The sequence below is a fragment of the Bacillus cereus group sp. N24 genome, assembly GCF_016483345.1.
Lineage (GTDB): Bacteria > Bacillota > Bacilli > Bacillales > Bacillaceae_G > Bacillus_A > Bacillus_A toyonensis.
Map to the genome: position 1 here is coordinate 325,307 of NZ_JAEHCA010000004.1, position 15,156 is coordinate 340,462.

Consider the following 15,156-nt stretch of genomic DNA (forward strand, 5'->3'; position numbering starts at 1 on the left):
TGGTGAAGGCTAATAACCAGGGGGAGATGAACAACCCCCTCACTGATTAAAGTTTCACTCTATTAATTATTTTTTTCTAATGCTAGTTTAATACCAAATCCAATTAAAACGATTCCTGTTAGCCCTTGAATATAACGTTGCGTCTTCGGTTTCTTCATAAAAGCACTAATTTTATCAATTAAAAATATATAAAAGGCAAACCAAATGATTGTTAAAACGAGATAAGTAAGACCCATTACGAGAAGCTGAATAAATGTATTATGACTTGGATTTAAAAATTGTGGTAAAAAAGTTAAAAAGAAGACTGCAATTTTAGGGTTTAATAAATTCGTAAGAAACCCTTGGCGAAAACAAGAAGTATGTTCTTTATCATTATTTATAGATACATCATTTGTATTTACACCTTCTTTGTTTTTCACTGCTAATAGGGCTTTAATACCAATATAGATTAAATAAAGGGCCCCAACATATTTGAAAATAGAAAATAAAAGAGCTGACTTTACAATAAGTGCGGAAAGACCAATTACAGCAGCTAAAGTATGAATCAAAAGTGCAACACATGTACCGAATACTGTTTTAACACCGCCCATTTTACCAGCAACTAATGTGTTCTTCGTAGCCATCGCTGTATCAGGTCCAGGTAAAATGATTAGACAAATAGACATAATGATGAAAAGAAGATAATTTTCTATCATATTCGTCCTCCTTCTTTATTTTTAGAATATTTGATTAAAATTAGTGTAGCACAAAATTTAATTTAATAAAATTAAATTTTGTTAAAAAATATTAAATAAGAAGAGGCTATATTCGTAGTGGTGAATACACTACAAATATAGCCTCACTGTTAGGCATTAAGTAAGTTAAAGAAACGATTTACGTCGTCTTCTGAAACATCGTTTACCTGTGTATATTTATAATTCGGATTTTGGTCTTTATCAACGACAACGGAGCGTACGCCCTCGAAGAAATCTTCATGTCTCATGAAATTTTTAGCAAGTATAAGATCTGTAGCGAAACATTCTTCAACAGATTTTCCTTTGCCATCTAATAGTTGTTTTAAAGTTACTTTTAATGAAATTGGAGATTTTGATAATAATATTTGTTTCGTTTGTAAAGCGAATTCGCTATCTCCTTTTTCTAATGAGTCGATAATTTCTTCAATCGTTTCTAAGGCAAAGTGTGTATTAATTTCCTCTAATGAAGCAGCAAGTTTGCTTTCTAAGTCAGGAGTAGATGTAAAGGTTTGAAGAACCGCTTTTAAATGAGTATGTACATCTTCAGTATGCCAATTTACGTTGTCAAGTTCGGCTAGAAAAGCTGGTAATGAATCAGACGTCATAAAGTAATCAGCAGCATGAATAAATAATACGTCAGAAGCTTTTAAAATAGATGCTGTTAAAGCAACGTAATATCCTGTATATCCAGGTGCTTTATTTAAGAAATATGCGGCGCCGACGTCTGGAAAGAAGCCGATGTTCATCTCAGGCATCGCCCATTTTGTGCGCTCCGTCACAATACGATACTTCGCACCATTTGTAAGTCCGACACCACCACCCATTACAATTCCATCTAAACAAGCGATAATCGGTTTTTTATATTGATAAATATATGTATCAATTTCATACTCTTCTTCAAAAAAACGTTCTGCATTCTGTAAAGCAACTTCGTTTGAACGTGCTTCGTAAAGAGTTTTAATGTCACCGCCTGCGCAAAAACCTTTCGTTCCGGCTCCCTTTAATACGATAATTGCAATGCGCTCATCGTTCTCCCATTCTTTAAGTTTTTGCCCAATTGGTTGTAACATATCATAAGATAAAGAGTTAAGTGCTTTTGGGCGGTTTAAAGTAATTGATGCAACGCCGTTTTCACTAACAGAAAATAAAACGTTTTCAGTCATGATTCATCCTCCCTTATATATCTTCTTATTCTTAATTCTTGATACGTATTGAAATGTCCTGTATAAATTCTGTCTAAAGTTGACGGTAAGTGTTATTTTATTCCGCTATTTGTGGATAAGAAGGCCCACACCTTGAAATTCGACGCATACGAGAAAGTTAGGTAGAAGAGAATGGCTGTTAAAAGTTTGATAGGTACGAGCGAGAGGCAGTGGGAGTTTTGTTCATACCTATTAATTCATGCTTCACTTTATTCAACGCATATTTTGCCGAGTTATCTTTGCAGGATTTTGAATGTTGAAGATGAATAATACATTATTAATGTAAGTGATATTATTTGAAATTATTATAGCAAAAGCGCTATTATAAATGTGTAAAATGTAAAAAATTTCTTGAAAACAGAATGGTTTAAATGATAATGAGTGTTTACATGGAATTAGAAATAGAGAAAGGAGAAATCGGAATGCCAGGACCTTTATTATTGTCGGTTATTATCTTGTCATCATTAATGATAGGGATTACTCAGTTTTTTCATCATACAGATACGACAGAAGAAGTAAAGGATAAAGTTCGTCTCGTATTTCCGATTTTTATCGTATCTATTTCCTTATGTTTTCTATTAAATAAAGATGGGTATATTGTGGTGGTTTTTTCATTTTTCGTAGCGAGCGTTTTAATAACGATTTTATATTATGTAATGAAAGATTATATGCAAAAATAAAAATGTCTATTTAGACATTTTTATTTTTGCATAACATTAAATTTCACATACCGTAATTTTAATGAAAACATAAAACATATAGCAACAGAAAAGTGTGTACTTTACCGTGTATGTACTTGTCAATCTTGCATAGCCACTATACTATTAAAATGTAGAGATTATAAGAAGGGGTTGTATCTATTATGAAATTTGAGATGCACACAAAAATAGTTTCAAATGAAAAAGAAGTAAGATTACATATGGAAGAAAACATATTTCAATTAAACTTGAATGGTTATCATTTATTTGCAGTGCAAGAAATATTACCTTTATATAAATCAAATGAAGAAAGAATTGGTAGTGCGATTATACAAAAGTTAGAGTGGGAGAACGGAAAAACTACAGTAAACTATCAACTCGTATCACTAAACTCAGTAAATTAAAAGGAGAAGGAAATTATGAAGTTATTTCATACAGCGGATTGGCATTTAGGCAAGCTTGTTCATGGCGTGTATATGACTGAAGATCAAAAGATTGTATTAGATCAGTTTGTACAAGCTATTGAAGAAGAAAAACCAGATGCCGTAATTATTGCAGGGGACTTATATGACCGAGCAATTCCACCTACGGAAGCAGTAGACTTATTAAATGATGTATTACAAAAAATAGTGATTGATTTACAAACACCAGTTATCGCAGTTGCAGGAAACCATGATAGTCCAGATCGTATACATTTCGGTAGTAGTTTAATGAAGAAACAAGGATTATTTATTGTGGGACAATTTCAATTTCCATATGAACCCATCGTATTAAATGATGAATATGGCGAGGTTCACTTCCATCTAGTTCCCTATGCAGATCCAAGCATAGTTAGACATGTATTGAAAAACGAAGACGTCCGATCTCATGATGATGCGATGCGTATTTTTATGAATGAACTTTCTGAAACGATGGATAAAGAAGCAAGACATGTATTTGTAGGTCATGCATTTGTAACTTCTGCGGGAGAAGCGGAGGAGAATACAAGTGATGCAGAACGTCCGCTTTCAATTGGTGGTGCTGAATACGTAAATAGTCATTATTTTGATAAATTTCATTACACAGCGCTTGGACATTTACATCAAGCGCATTTCGTACGTAATGAGACAATTCGATATTCAGGTTCGCCACTTGCATATTCTATTTCTGAAGAAAAACATAAAAAAGGATATTATATCGTGGAACTGGATGACAAGGGTGAAACAACAATTGAAAAAAGATTACTTACACCACGTCGTAAAATGCGAACAGTAGAAGCGAAAATAGATGAATTATTACAACATCCGGTAAGTGAAGATTACGTGTTTGTAAAACTATTAGATGAAAATCCTGTTTTGCAGCCAATGGAAAAAATACGCTCTGTATATCCAAATGCAATGCATGTTGAAAGGTCTATTCAAAGGCGAGAGTTCACAGAGTCAAATGAAGTAACTGTTTCAAGACATAAAACGGATGATGTATCTCTTTTAAAAGCTTTTTATAAAGAAATGAAAGGCTTAGATTTATCAGAAGAGAAAGAACGTCTATTTGTAGAAGTATTACAAACAGTGCAAGAACGGGAAGGTGAACGAGGATGAGACCGATTCAGCTAATTATGACAGCATTTGGGCCATATAAACAGAAAGAAGTAATCGATTTTGATGATCTTGGAGAGCATCGCATCTTCGCCATTTCTGGAAATACGGGAGCTGGAAAAACAACGATTTTTGATGCGATTTGTTACGTATTATATGGTGAAGCTAGTGGGGAAGAACGTAGTGATACGAGCATGCTTCGAAGTCAGTTTGCTGATGATGATGTTTATACAAGTGTAGAACTAACTTTTCAGTTAAAAGGGAAGCGCTATGAAATAAAACGGCAACTTGGCCATAAAAAACAAGGGAATAAGACGATTACAGGACATGCAGTAGAATTATATGAAGTTATGGATGGAGAAAAAATTCCAGCTGTTGATCGTTTTCATGTAACAGATGTAAACAAAAAAGTGGAAGATTTAATTGGGTTAAGTAAACATCAATTTAGTCAAATTGTTATGTTACCACAAGGAGAATTCCGAAAACTATTAACATCTGAGACAGAAAACAAAGAAGAGATTTTACGTCGTATTTTTAAAACAGATCGTTATAAATTAATGCGTGAATTACTTGATCAAAAACGAAAACAATGGAAAGACGTTCTGCAAGAAAAACAAAAAGAGCGAGAGTTACATTTCCGCAATGTATTTAAACTACCAATTCGAGATGGAGCATTATTAGAGATATTAGTGGAACAAGAACATGTAAATACGCATCAAGTAGTAGAGGCGTTAGAGCAAGAAACAACGGCATATAAGACAGAGGTTGCGCAATTACAGCTAGAACAAGATGTTCGAACAAAGCAATTAAAAGAAGCTGAAACACGTTTTCATGCAGCAAAATCTGTAAATGAGAAATTTACAGATTTACAACAAAAGAATGAGAGATACAACACTTTACAAGAAAACCGTGCAGTCATTGAAAGGAAAGAAACATCTTTTAAACGTGCGGAACAAGCAAAGCATTTATTACCATTTGAGCAATGGCACGAGGAAGCAATGCAAAATGAACAGAAGGCTGAAAGTTTATTAAAGCAGATTATCGCAAAAAAAGAGAATATAATAACCAGTTTTACAATTGCACAGCAGAAATATGAAGTAGAAAAAAATAAAGAACTTGAACGAGAAGATGCTAAAAAACTTGTTCAAAGATTAGAAGAATTACAATCAATTATTGCATCATTAGCTGAAAAAAAGTTGGATTTACAAAATGCTGAAATTCAACTAGGAAAATTAAAAGAAAGTATGCAGAGGCTAGATCAACTACTAGAAGAGCATACAAATCAAAAACAGAGAATGTCTGGTGAATTACAGCAATTAGAACAAGCACTTGAGCAATATGTAGCGAAAGTAGAAGAACTAACGAACATGCGAGAAGATGCAAAAGTTTTAAAGCAAGCATATGACGTTTGGCAAGAGAAACAAAAATTCGAGCAAGAAAAAGAAGCAGCATATACTAAGATGCAAGAGGCAGTTCATTCATATGAAAATATGGAACGCCGCTGGCTAAGCGAACAAGCAGGCATATTAGCTCTTCATTTACATGATGGTGAATCTTGTCCAGTTTGTGGTAGTGCGAATCACCCGAAAAAAGCGACAGAGCAAAGTGATGCGATTGATGAAAAAGAGTTAAATGATTTAAGAGACAAGAAAAATGTCGCTGAAAAATTACATGTTCAAGTAGAGGAGAAATGGAATTTCTATCGACTACAATATGAACAGGTGATCGAAGAAGTCATGAAACGAGGGTACCACTCAGATGAATTAGTTGAAACGTACAGTGCGCTCGTTCAAAAAGGAAAACAATTAGCGTCAGAAGTTAAAACGTTAAAAGAAAGCGAAGAAACGCGTAAGCAAATTGCTGTGAAAATAAAAAGTGTAGAAGAAAAAGTAGATGAACTTCAGAAACAAAAGCGTGAAGCAGAAACATTGCAGCACCGTACAGAAATGGAGTGCATGCAACTTCGTACGTCATATGAACATGATAAGCAAAATATTCCAGATAACTTACAAACAGTACAAGCTTGGAAATCACAGTTTGACCAAGCAATGCAACAACTTAGGTTAATGGAAGATGAATGGAAGAAAGTGCAAGAAGCATATCAAAATTGGCAAAATGAAAATATACGTATTCAAGCAGAACATGAAGGTGCATCTAATCAATTTGAAAGTGCAAAATTGAAGAAAGAAGAGACTCTCGCGCGCTTTATGAAAGAACTAGAGCAGAGGGGATTTATAGATCAGCTAACGTATAAAGAAGCTAAGTTAAATGATGCTGAGATGGAGATGTTACAAAAAGAAATTCAAAGTTACTATTCATCTCTTGAAGTACTTGCAAAACAAATTGAAGAGTTAAACTTGGAATTAAAAGATAAAGAGTTTATGGATATTACATCGTTAGGTGAACACATAAAAGAATTAGAAATCAATCTCGATATAAGTAAAGAAAAACGTCAACGTGCACAAAACGCCGTAACATATATTTCTGATTTACATGAAAATATTAGACGTATTGATGAACAAATTCATGAGGAAGAAAAAGCGTTCCAAGAACTAGTTGATTTATATGAAGTAATGAAAGGTGATAACGAAAGTCGCATATCATTTGAACGTTACATCTTAATTGAGTATTTAGAACAAATTGTTCAAATTGCAAACGAACGATTACGAAAATTATCAAATGGGCAATTTTATTTAAAAAGAAGTGAGCGAGTTGAAAAAAGAAACCGTCAAAGTGGATTAGGTTTAGATGTGTACGATGCATACACCGGCCAAACACGTGATGTGAAAACATTATCTGGCGGTGAGAAGTTTAACGCATCGCTTTGCTTGGCGCTTGGAATGGCAGACGTCATTCAAGCGTATGAAGGTGGTATTTCCATTGAAACGATGTTTATCGATGAAGGTTTCGGTTCATTAGATGAGGAATCATTAACGAAAGCAGTAGACGCTTTAATTGACTTACAAAAATCAGGCCGATTTATCGGTGTCATTTCACACGTTCAAGAGCTGAAAAACGCAATGCCGGCTGTATTAGAAGTAACGAAGCAGAAGGATGGTTGTAGTCAGACTCGGTTTGTGGTGAAGTAAGTTCAATTTTAGTTCATACTAAAAGATTTAATCACGCTTTTCTCGAATTATTACATAATTTTATTATGTAAGTAATGGTTTATATTTTAAAATGTTTTATTTACATTTGAATTTAAATAAAAGTATGTAAGCTGGTTCTAATCGTTATTAAATGTAGAACTTATGAAAAATCAAAGGCCGTCTCTTTTTTAGAGGCGGCCTTTGTATGTTTGTTATTCAAAATTTGATAACTCACCTATGAATTATCAGAAGAAGGCGGTGTATTTTCCAAACGATTATAAGCTTTAAAAGCTACGATTGCCGATATAACACCACCTACTAAAAATAGAGTTGATCCACCAACTAAAATGATACGACTGACATATGTCTCACGTGCTTCTTCAATTTCTTCTTGTAACATTGTAGGCATATGAAATCCTCCTTTGCCAAATTGTTTTGTAAATAGTATATACAAACGCCTAAAATGTGTTAAGATTACTGGATAGTTTTATGCGGAAGATATAAAATGCATAAAACTATCCAGCACGTAGTAGGATGCAAGTCATTAAATAAATCTTCATCATAAATTTATGCTAACTTCACATAGAGCACATATTAACATTGTATTATGTGTATGTACCAAATAAATAAATGAATAAATAAAAAAAGTGAATAATTGTAAGTTCTATTTTTGAAAATTTGAGATCCTATTATTTCTATATGAAGGTCTTGAGCGGGAGTATTGAATTTTGTAGAAATGGATCTTAATAAAAAGGAATTCATATAAAAGGGGAATGTCTTATGACAACATATACGAGTGAAATGAAAAAAAGTGTAGTTTCAGAAGAGGATGTAGATATTTTAAAAATTATGGCGCATCCAATCCGATTACAAATTGTAAATGAATTAAGTACAAGAAAAACTTGTAATGTAACACAATTAACAGAATTGCTGAATATTCCACAATCGACTGTTTCGCAACATTTATCAAAAATGAAAGGTAAAGTGTTACGAGCTGAGCGAAAGGGTTTAGAAATTTATTATCACATTAATAATTTAAAAGCGAGTAAGATTGTTAATGTTTTAGGATATATAAACTAATGAAGTATTATGATATAAAATAGCCTCTGCTGGTGAGCAGAGGCTATTTTGTGTTGTTTTATCCCGCATTAACGGGCAATGAAACTTCCACCTCAAAATTTAGCTTGAGCAAAGAAATTAGGATGGGAGATAAACTGCCCGTTAATGCCCGATTGGTGAGGGTTGATTAAAGTTTTACTTTATGTATTTGCATTTAAAATTTTATAGTTTTTATGATTTACTATCGTTCGATCAAATTCAAAAGTACCACCGCTTACATCTGTAATTTCAACTAAGACCGATTCAGTATATAGTTTTAGTACAGACCCTGTAATCTTTAAATTATTTCGTTGAAAAAGTATAGTATCCCCTACGTTTGCTTTCATAGTACCTCCTTATAAAAGACAGAAATATTTGTTTATTACATATATTAAACCACGGATAGTTATATTAGTGAATATTTAGTTTTGTTTATCAATGAAAAATTTTTTATTTAATAGAAAAGTATAGAGTGCTCCTATGGTAAAAGTTATATTTTGTTTAAGGTTATTATATGCAAAGTAAAATTTTTCAGAATTGGCGAACCAATATTTCTATGTAAATTATGTAGCTAAACAAATTAATCAAAAGAGAGATAATATGTAGCTCTAAACGTAAAGTAGATAAGCAAAGTTTTATAGGGAAGGCAGCATTGTTTTTAGGAGTACAGTAAGTGATTTCTTCAATAAGTATAAATAAGCGTTTCTCAAAAGTAATAGTATTCAGGTGAATATAGTATAAGGAATGAAAAGAAATGAAAAGAAATGAAAAGAAATGAAAAGAAATGAAAAGAAATGAAAAGAAATGAAAAGAAATGAAAAGAAATGGAGTTATGATCTGTATAAATCTGACTAAAAATATAGAAAAACTCAAATATAAAAAGGTATTCAATTAAAAATGGAGAAGTAATATATATGAAAGGAGAGATTCATATGAGTAAAGGGAAAAAGAAAGTTAAGCAAACTAGTTTTCTGGTGAATTTTTTGAACGGCAAGGGGAGTCTCGTGAAATTTTAATAGTATTATAGTTATCCCCTTGTGAAAAAATTGGTTGGGGGAATATATAAATGATAACAGAAATGAATATTAAAGTAGTTTGTGAGGAACAGTTTTCAAATAGAGAAATAAAAATTTTAGAGACGTTTCTTTCAACTCTATCGGGGCATTCTAACGCTTTCGTTACAAAAGAGGGGATGTTTTTAAATCCTTTAAGTAAAGAGAAGAGTGTGGTCTATTATCACAATTTTGTATTTGTAAAATCACTTACAGAAGAAAAGTGTGCAGAATTAAAAGAAGTTTTAACAAGACGTATTAAAAACGCTTTCGTTATGATGGAATTTGTAGAGCCAATCGTTACATTTGAAAAAATAATTATAAACGTATAAAGAAAATCAGCCTTATGAATTGACCTAATAAAACCTTCTCTTTACTAAATAGTAAAGAGAAGGTTTTATTACAGCCCAGTTTAATTTACGAAAATACAACAACTCAATTCAAATAGTACGTGTATTAACAAAGGCTGACAATGATTTCATTTGTGTTCTACTATTTAAAGTTCAATTCAAAGATGGTTGTCAAACAGATATTCATATAGGCCGAATTTTTGAAAGTAAAGTTTTTAATAAGATAGGTATAGATGAGAAGTCATTCTGAGATTAAAGAGGACACTATAGGATTGTAACCATTACACTTTTAATGTAATGGTTTTTTTCATGCAAACAACCAGAAACTTCGAAAAGAAGTTATATATATTCGTATCCAATTAAGTAGGGAACCTTTTGTTTGCATAAGGTAATCAAAATTTGACTGGAGCAAAGAAATTAGGTGGGAGTCGGGCTGCCCGTAAACATCTAATTGGTGTGGCCTAATAATCAATGAGAGGTGAATAAAATCCTACAGATTAAAGTTTCACTAAATGAAAAAGATTTCAAAAACACTTGTAAGCCGTACTTATATAACACAATACGAACAGCCGCTACGTATTTAATAAGCAGTTCTTTGTATTTCACCCTTCGTTTTCTGTAACTGATTTCATATTTTTGACGCTTTGTATTGTAAGTGCTTACATAAGCGGAAACATCTTATACAATGAAGTTGTCAAATCAAAGAGGTGGACAAAATGAACATAAAAAAATCAAATGTAGCGAATAGCATTGAAATAGAAGGAGGAGGCGGGATAATATGAAAAAATCAACTGTTAATCCATGGCTTGTTGTCCTTGGTACAGTCATAGTACAAATGGGGCTTGGAACGATATATACTTGGAGCTTGTTCAATCAGCCTTTAGTTAGTAAATTTGGTTGGAGTCTGAATGCTGTTGCTATAACTTTCTCGATTACAAGCCTTTCTTTAGCGTTTTCAACATTGTTTGCGAGTAAATTGCAAGAAAAATGGGGACTTCGTAAACTCATTATGATAGCTGGACTAGCATTAGGACTAGGATTAATACTTAGTTCACAAGCTTCCTCATTAATATTGCTTTATGTATTAGCAGGAGTTGTCGTAGGGTATGCAGATGGTACAGCATATATCACTTCACTATCGAATTTAATCAAGTGGTTTCCAGAGCGTAAAGGTTTAATTGCTGGTATATCTGTCTCTGCATATGGTTCAGGTAGCCTAATCTTTAAATACATAAACGCACAGTTGATTGAATCAGTTGGTGTATCACAAGCGTTTATATACTGGGGTTTAATTGTTACAGCTATGATTGTGATTGGCGCTTGTTTAATCCATCAAGCTGCTGATCAAGGGGCAGTTCATGAAACAAAAACGCAGGAATATACAACGAAAGAAATGCTAGGTACAAAACAAGTATACTTATTATTTATTATGTTATTTACATCATGTATGAGTGGCTTATACTTAATTGGCATGGTAAAAGACATCGGTGTTCAACTTGTAGGGCTTAGCGCAACAACAGCAGCTAATGCAGTGGCTATGGTTGCAATCTTCAATACATTAGGTCGTATTATTCTAGGACCGTTATCAGATAAAATCGGCCGTTTAAAAATCGTTACTGGTACTTTTGTTGCTATGGCGACTTCAGTCTTGGTGCTAAGTTTCGTAGATTTAAATTATGGTATCTACTTCGTCTGTGTAGCAAGTGTAGCGTTTTGCTTTGGCGGAAATATCACTATTTTCCCAGCTATTGTTGGTGATTTCTTCGGCATGAAAAATCATAGTAAAAACTACGGAATTGTGTATCAAGGATTCGGGTTTGGAGCGCTTGCAGGTTCCTTTATCGGTGCAATTCTAGGTGGATTTAAACCAACTTTCATGGTGATCGGCGTATTATGTGTCGTGTCATTTATTATCGCAATTTTAATTCAAGCACCTAATAAGAAAAAAGAAAAAGAAGAAGAATATCGCAGTGTAGCGTAAGGATTTAAACCTTCTATGGCACTATGATAAGAAAAAGCACTCTATGAAATAGGGTGCTTTTTTCTATATGAACTTTTTTTAATTATTTTTCTCTACCAAGTCCTTGTAATCGACGTAATGATACGAATAAAAGTGCGAGTAAAACATCGATTTGGATTATATTGGGATTTTATTAAGGGATGCATAATATAGGAAAATCTAAATAAATCTTAGATTATACATAGGATATTTATTGAGAAATGAAAGATGTAAAATAAAATATTTTCAGAAAAATGTTGAGAAAAGAAAAAATGAATTTTTGGTAAAGCATTGTAGGCGAAGAAATCTACAAGTTATCTTTTTGAATTTCAAAAAGATGATAAGGAATTATGGATTTATTTTGTATCCTTTATTACAGCCCGTAAAACCCCCAATGAATAAAGTTGCACTTTATTTAAAGTACTTTTTAATGCTTATAGATGTAGACTTACATAGAAACATAAATAATATTTTGTCTGAAAAATAAAAAAAGATTGACAAGATTATTGAGAAACATTATCATTTCGATGTAAGAACAGTAAATGAAAAACATTATCAATTAATTTCATTTCGATGAAAAGTACACTTGACCAATTAATTTAGTAAGTGTATTATTTTTTACATCGTTAGTGATAATGAAAATCGTTATCATTTCATTTGTTTCATTAGATTAATTTTTATATGAAAGGATAGAGGAAATGAACGCAGGGGAATTTGATGGAAAAACCGTTTTCGTAACAGGTGCAGCGCAAGGTATAGGTAGTGTTGTAGCAAAAATGTTTTTAGAAAGAGGAGCTACAGTTATTGCGGTTGATCAAAATGAAGAAGGGCTAAATGTGTTATTAAATCATGATGCATCATATGAAACACGTATGAAAACATTTCATTTAGATGTGAGTGATAGCGCTGCTGTTGAAGAGGTAGTAAACCGAATTGAAAATGACATAGCACCTATAGATATATTAGTAAATGTCGCAGGAGTTTTACGAATGGGAGCGATTCACTCTTTAAGTGATGAAGATTGGCATAAAACATTCTCTGTAAATACTACAGGAGTTTTCTATATATCTCGAGCGGTAAGTAAACGTATGATGGTAAGAAAATCAGGGGCAATTGTTACAGTTGGCTCAAATGCAGCAAATACTCCGAGAATGGAAATGGCTGCGTATGCTGCATCAAAAGCTGCAACGACCATGTTCATGAAATGTTTAGGATTAGAGCTTGCATCATACAATATTCGCTGCAACTTAGTTTCTCCCGGTTCTACTGAAACAGAAATGCAAAGGTTACTATGGGCTGATGAGAATGGAGCTAAAAATATAATTGCTGGTTCTCAAAATACATATAGACTCGGTATACCATTACAAAAAATTGCACAACCTTCAGAAATTGCTGAAGCAGTATTGTTTTTAGCTTCTGATAAAGCGAGTCATATTACAATGCACAATTTATGCGTCGATGGCGGAGCTACATTAGGAGTTTAATAAAAAATTCAGGAGGTTTTCATACTATGAATGAACTTACAGCCGTAAAGGAACTGTCAGAAAAATTATTAGAAGATTATAAGACTGAATCTTCGTTCTTTTTTGCTTCACCAACTCGAACGATATTGACAGAAGGAGAGTTTACTACAGTAAAACATCATGAAATTGAAAGTTTTCCAGAACTTGTACAAGCGGTATTAAGTAATGCAAAACAATCCGGAAATCCGAATCCTATCGTTGTTGGTGCTTTGCCTTTTGATCGTAGAAAAGAAGTTCAACTTATTGTACCGGAATATTGCAGAATTACTGAGCGTTTACAGTTGGAGACAACAAATGAGATAAAACGAAATGAGAAACTGACATTTGAAATGACACCGGTTCCAGCTTCTGAAGCTTATATGAATGGTGTGAAGCAAGGGATTGAAAAAATTCAGGATGGAGATTTAAAGAAAATCGTTCTATCTAGATCGTTAGATGTTAAATCTTCAGAGAAGATTGATAAACAAAAACTACTTCGCGAATTAGCAGAGCATAATAAGCACGGTTATACATTTGCTGTGAATTTACCTAAAGATGAAAACGAGAACAATAAGACATTAATTGGAGCAAGCCCTGAATTGCTTGTTTCACGTAGTGGTATGCAAGTCGTTTCTAATCCATTAGCTGGTTCAAGGCCAAGAAGTGACGATCCAGCTGAAGATAAAAGAAGAGCAGAGGAATTACTCTCTTCACCAAAAGATTTACATGAACATGCAGTAGTAGTTGAAGCGGTTGCTGCTGCGCTTCGTCCGTACTGTCATACATTGCATGTGCCAGAAAAACCATCAGTTATTCATAGTGAAGCGATGTGGCATTTGTCTACAGAAGTGAAAGGTGAACTTAAGGATCCAAATACTTCTTCTTTACAATTAGCAATTGCTCTCCATCCTACGCCAGCAGTTTGTGGAACTCCAATGGAAGTAGCAAGAGAGGCTATTCAAAAAATTGAGCCATTTGACCGTGAATTCTTTACAGGAATGTTAGGGTGGAGCGATCTAAATGGAGATGGCGAATGGATTGTTACAATTCGTTGTGCTGAAGTGCAAGAGAATACACTTCGTTTATATGCAGGAGCTGGAGTTGTTGCTGAGTCAAAACCAGAAGATGAGCTAGCAGAAACATCAGCTAAGTTCCAAACAATGTTGAAGGCTTTAGGGTTAAGAGATAATTCGTTGAATGAAAAATAGGGGGAAGAAAGAATGTTAAAAGGATATACGGAATGGCCAAAAGAATTTGCCGATCGTTACCGAGAAGAAGGATGTTGGCTTGGTGAAACATTTGGCGGAGTGTTAAGAGAGCGTGCTGAAAAACATGGAAATCAGATTGCAGTTGTAAGCGGTAATACGCATATAACGTATAGTGAGTTTGATAAAAAGGTAGATTGCTTAGCTTCAGGTTTACTGAATTTAGGAATAAAGAAAGAAGACCGAGTTGTAATCCAGTTACCTAATATTATAGAGTTTTTCGAAATATGTTTTGCACTATTTCGAATTGGAGCGCTTCCTGTTTTTGCGCTACCTTCACATCGAAGCAGTGAAATTAGTTATTTTTGCGAGTTTGGTGAGGCGAGTGCTTACGTTATTTCAGATAAGGCTCTTGGCTTTGATTACCGGAAACTAGCAAGAGAAGTCAAAGAAAAAGTGCCTACTTTACAACATGTAATCGTAGTAGGGGAAGAAGAAGAATTTGTGGGTATAAATGAACTTTACATGGATCCCGTTCCATTACCAGAAGTTCAGCCAAGTGATGTTGCGTTTCTTCAATTATCAGGAGGGACAACAGGACTTTCTAAATTAATTCCTAGAACACATGATGACTATATTTATAGTTTACGTGT

Annotated in this window: 14 protein-coding genes; 10 read left to right on the plus strand and 4 right to left on the minus strand. The window is 33.5% G+C overall.

Annotated features, from left to right (window positions below):
- Window positions 1-62 precede the first annotated feature (62 nt).
- Window positions 63-695 carry a LysE family translocator gene (locus JDS95_RS09520; protein WP_000572351.1) on the minus strand — a complete coding sequence of 211 codons (633 nt, stop codon included), beginning with the start codon at window positions 693-695 and terminating at the stop codon, window positions 63-65.
- Window positions 696-844: 149 nt separating this feature from the next.
- Complete coding sequence (locus tag JDS95_RS09525; RefSeq protein ID WP_000138563.1) at window positions 845-1,897, minus strand: enoyl-CoA hydratase/isomerase family protein; 1,053 nt, start codon at window positions 1,895-1,897, stop codon at window positions 845-847.
- A 461-nt stretch (window positions 1,898-2,358) separates the two neighbouring features.
- Here JDS95_RS09525 and JDS95_RS09530 point away from each other — a divergent pair, with 461 nt between their 5' ends.
- The 4 genes from JDS95_RS09530 (at window position 2,359) to JDS95_RS09545 (ending at window position 7,297) form a co-directional block, all read left to right on the plus strand.
- Window positions 2,359-2,616 (plus strand): hypothetical protein, encoded by a 258-nt coding sequence (locus JDS95_RS09530; protein ID WP_002093761.1) that lies wholly within the window; start codon window positions 2,359-2,361, stop codon window positions 2,614-2,616.
- A 182-nt stretch (window positions 2,617-2,798) separates the two neighbouring features.
- Window positions 2,799-3,038 (plus strand): DUF2584 domain-containing protein, encoded by a 240-nt coding sequence (locus JDS95_RS09535; protein WP_000667358.1) that lies wholly within the window; start codon window positions 2,799-2,801, stop codon window positions 3,036-3,038.
- A 15-nt stretch (window positions 3,039-3,053) separates the two neighbouring features.
- On the plus strand, window positions 3,054-4,211 hold the full coding sequence (locus tag JDS95_RS09540; RefSeq protein ID WP_000765124.1) for an exonuclease SbcCD subunit D: 1,158 nt from the start codon (window positions 3,054-3,056) through the stop codon (window positions 4,209-4,211).
- Window positions 4,208-7,297: an SbcC/MukB-like Walker B domain-containing protein gene (locus JDS95_RS09545; RefSeq protein ID WP_001247424.1), complete on the plus strand. Its 3,090-nt coding sequence runs from the start codon at window positions 4,208-4,210 to the stop codon at window positions 7,295-7,297. The genes JDS95_RS09540 and JDS95_RS09545 overlap by 4 nt, the downstream gene beginning before the upstream one ends.
- Window positions 7,298-7,532: 235 nt before the next feature.
- Here JDS95_RS09545 and JDS95_RS09550 read toward each other — a convergent pair whose 3' ends face one another.
- A complete protein-coding gene (locus JDS95_RS09550) occupies window positions 7,533-7,706 on the minus strand; it encodes a hypothetical protein (protein ID WP_001142745.1) in 174 nt (57 codons plus the stop codon).
- 371 nt (window positions 7,707-8,077) lie between these two features.
- Between JDS95_RS09550 and JDS95_RS09555 the strand changes: the two genes are divergently transcribed.
- The gene (locus tag JDS95_RS09555) at window positions 8,078-8,377 is read left to right on the plus strand and encodes an ArsR/SmtB family transcription factor (RefSeq protein WP_000214792.1); all 300 of its coding nucleotides are present in this window, start codon (window positions 8,078-8,080) and stop codon (window positions 8,375-8,377) included.
- A 179-nt stretch (window positions 8,378-8,556) separates the two neighbouring features.
- Here the strand turns inward: JDS95_RS09555 and JDS95_RS09560 are convergent, their stop codons facing one another.
- Complete coding sequence (locus tag JDS95_RS09560; RefSeq protein WP_000646787.1) at window positions 8,557-8,742, minus strand: YkvS family protein; 186 nt, start codon at window positions 8,740-8,742, stop codon at window positions 8,557-8,559.
- A 719-nt stretch (window positions 8,743-9,461) separates the two neighbouring features.
- Between JDS95_RS09560 and JDS95_RS09565 the strand changes: the two genes are divergently transcribed.
- The 5 genes from JDS95_RS09565 to JDS95_RS09585 all read left to right on the plus strand — a co-directional run.
- Complete coding sequence (locus JDS95_RS09565) at window positions 9,462-9,779, plus strand: hypothetical protein (RefSeq protein WP_000627297.1); 318 nt, start codon at window positions 9,462-9,464, stop codon at window positions 9,777-9,779.
- A gap of 796 nt (window positions 9,780-10,575) precedes the next feature.
- Complete coding sequence (locus JDS95_RS09570; RefSeq protein ID WP_000750116.1) at window positions 10,576-11,778, plus strand: L-lactate MFS transporter; 1,203 nt, start codon at window positions 10,576-10,578, stop codon at window positions 11,776-11,778.
- Window positions 11,779-12,494: 716 nt separating this feature from the next.
- Entirely contained in the window at window positions 12,495-13,280 is a 786-nt protein-coding gene (gene dhbA / locus JDS95_RS09575) for a 2,3-dihydro-2,3-dihydroxybenzoate dehydrogenase (protein ID WP_000991099.1), read from the plus strand.
- A 26-nt stretch (window positions 13,281-13,306) separates the two neighbouring features.
- On the plus strand, window positions 13,307-14,506 hold the full coding sequence (dhbC, locus tag JDS95_RS09580; RefSeq protein WP_001004382.1) for an isochorismate synthase DhbC: 1,200 nt from the start codon (window positions 13,307-13,309) through the stop codon (window positions 14,504-14,506).
- 12 nt (window positions 14,507-14,518) lie between these two features.
- The coding region (locus JDS95_RS09585; RefSeq protein ID WP_199690432.1) for an AMP-binding protein at window positions 14,519-15,156 on the plus strand (638 nt) is incomplete at its 3' end.

Coding starts and splice junctions, on each gene's coding strand:
- JDS95_RS09560 (WP_000646787.1), bottom strand. CDS start 8,742: ATGAAAGCAAACGTAGGGGATACTATACTTTTTCAACGAAATAATTTA.
- JDS95_RS09540 (WP_000765124.1), top strand. CDS start 3,054: ATGAAGTTATTTCATACAGCGGATTGGCATTTAGGCAAGCTTGTTCAT.
- dhbA (WP_000991099.1), top strand. CDS start 12,495: ATGAACGCAGGGGAATTTGATGGAAAAACCGTTTTCGTAACAGGTGCA.
- JDS95_RS09525 (WP_000138563.1), bottom strand. CDS start 1,897: ATGACTGAAAACGTTTTATTTTCTGTTAGTGAAAACGGCGTTGCATCA.
- JDS95_RS09550 (WP_001142745.1), bottom strand. CDS start 7,706: ATGCCTACAATGTTACAAGAAGAAATTGAAGAAGCACGTGAGACATAT.
- dhbC (WP_001004382.1), top strand. CDS start 13,307: ATGAATGAACTTACAGCCGTAAAGGAACTGTCAGAAAAATTATTAGAA.
- JDS95_RS09555 (WP_000214792.1), top strand. CDS start 8,078: ATGACAACATATACGAGTGAAATGAAAAAAAGTGTAGTTTCAGAAGAG.
- JDS95_RS09530 (WP_002093761.1), top strand. CDS start 2,359: ATGCCAGGACCTTTATTATTGTCGGTTATTATCTTGTCATCATTAATG.
- JDS95_RS09570 (WP_000750116.1), top strand. CDS start 10,576: ATGAAAAAATCAACTGTTAATCCATGGCTTGTTGTCCTTGGTACAGTC.
- JDS95_RS09520 (WP_000572351.1), bottom strand. CDS start 695: ATGATAGAAAATTATCTTCTTTTCATCATTATGTCTATTTGTCTAATC.
- JDS95_RS09545 (WP_001247424.1), top strand. CDS start 4,208: ATGAGACCGATTCAGCTAATTATGACAGCATTTGGGCCATATAAACAG.
- JDS95_RS09565 (WP_000627297.1), top strand. CDS start 9,462: ATGATAACAGAAATGAATATTAAAGTAGTTTGTGAGGAACAGTTTTCA.
- JDS95_RS09535 (WP_000667358.1), top strand. CDS start 2,799: ATGAAATTTGAGATGCACACAAAAATAGTTTCAAATGAAAAAGAAGTA.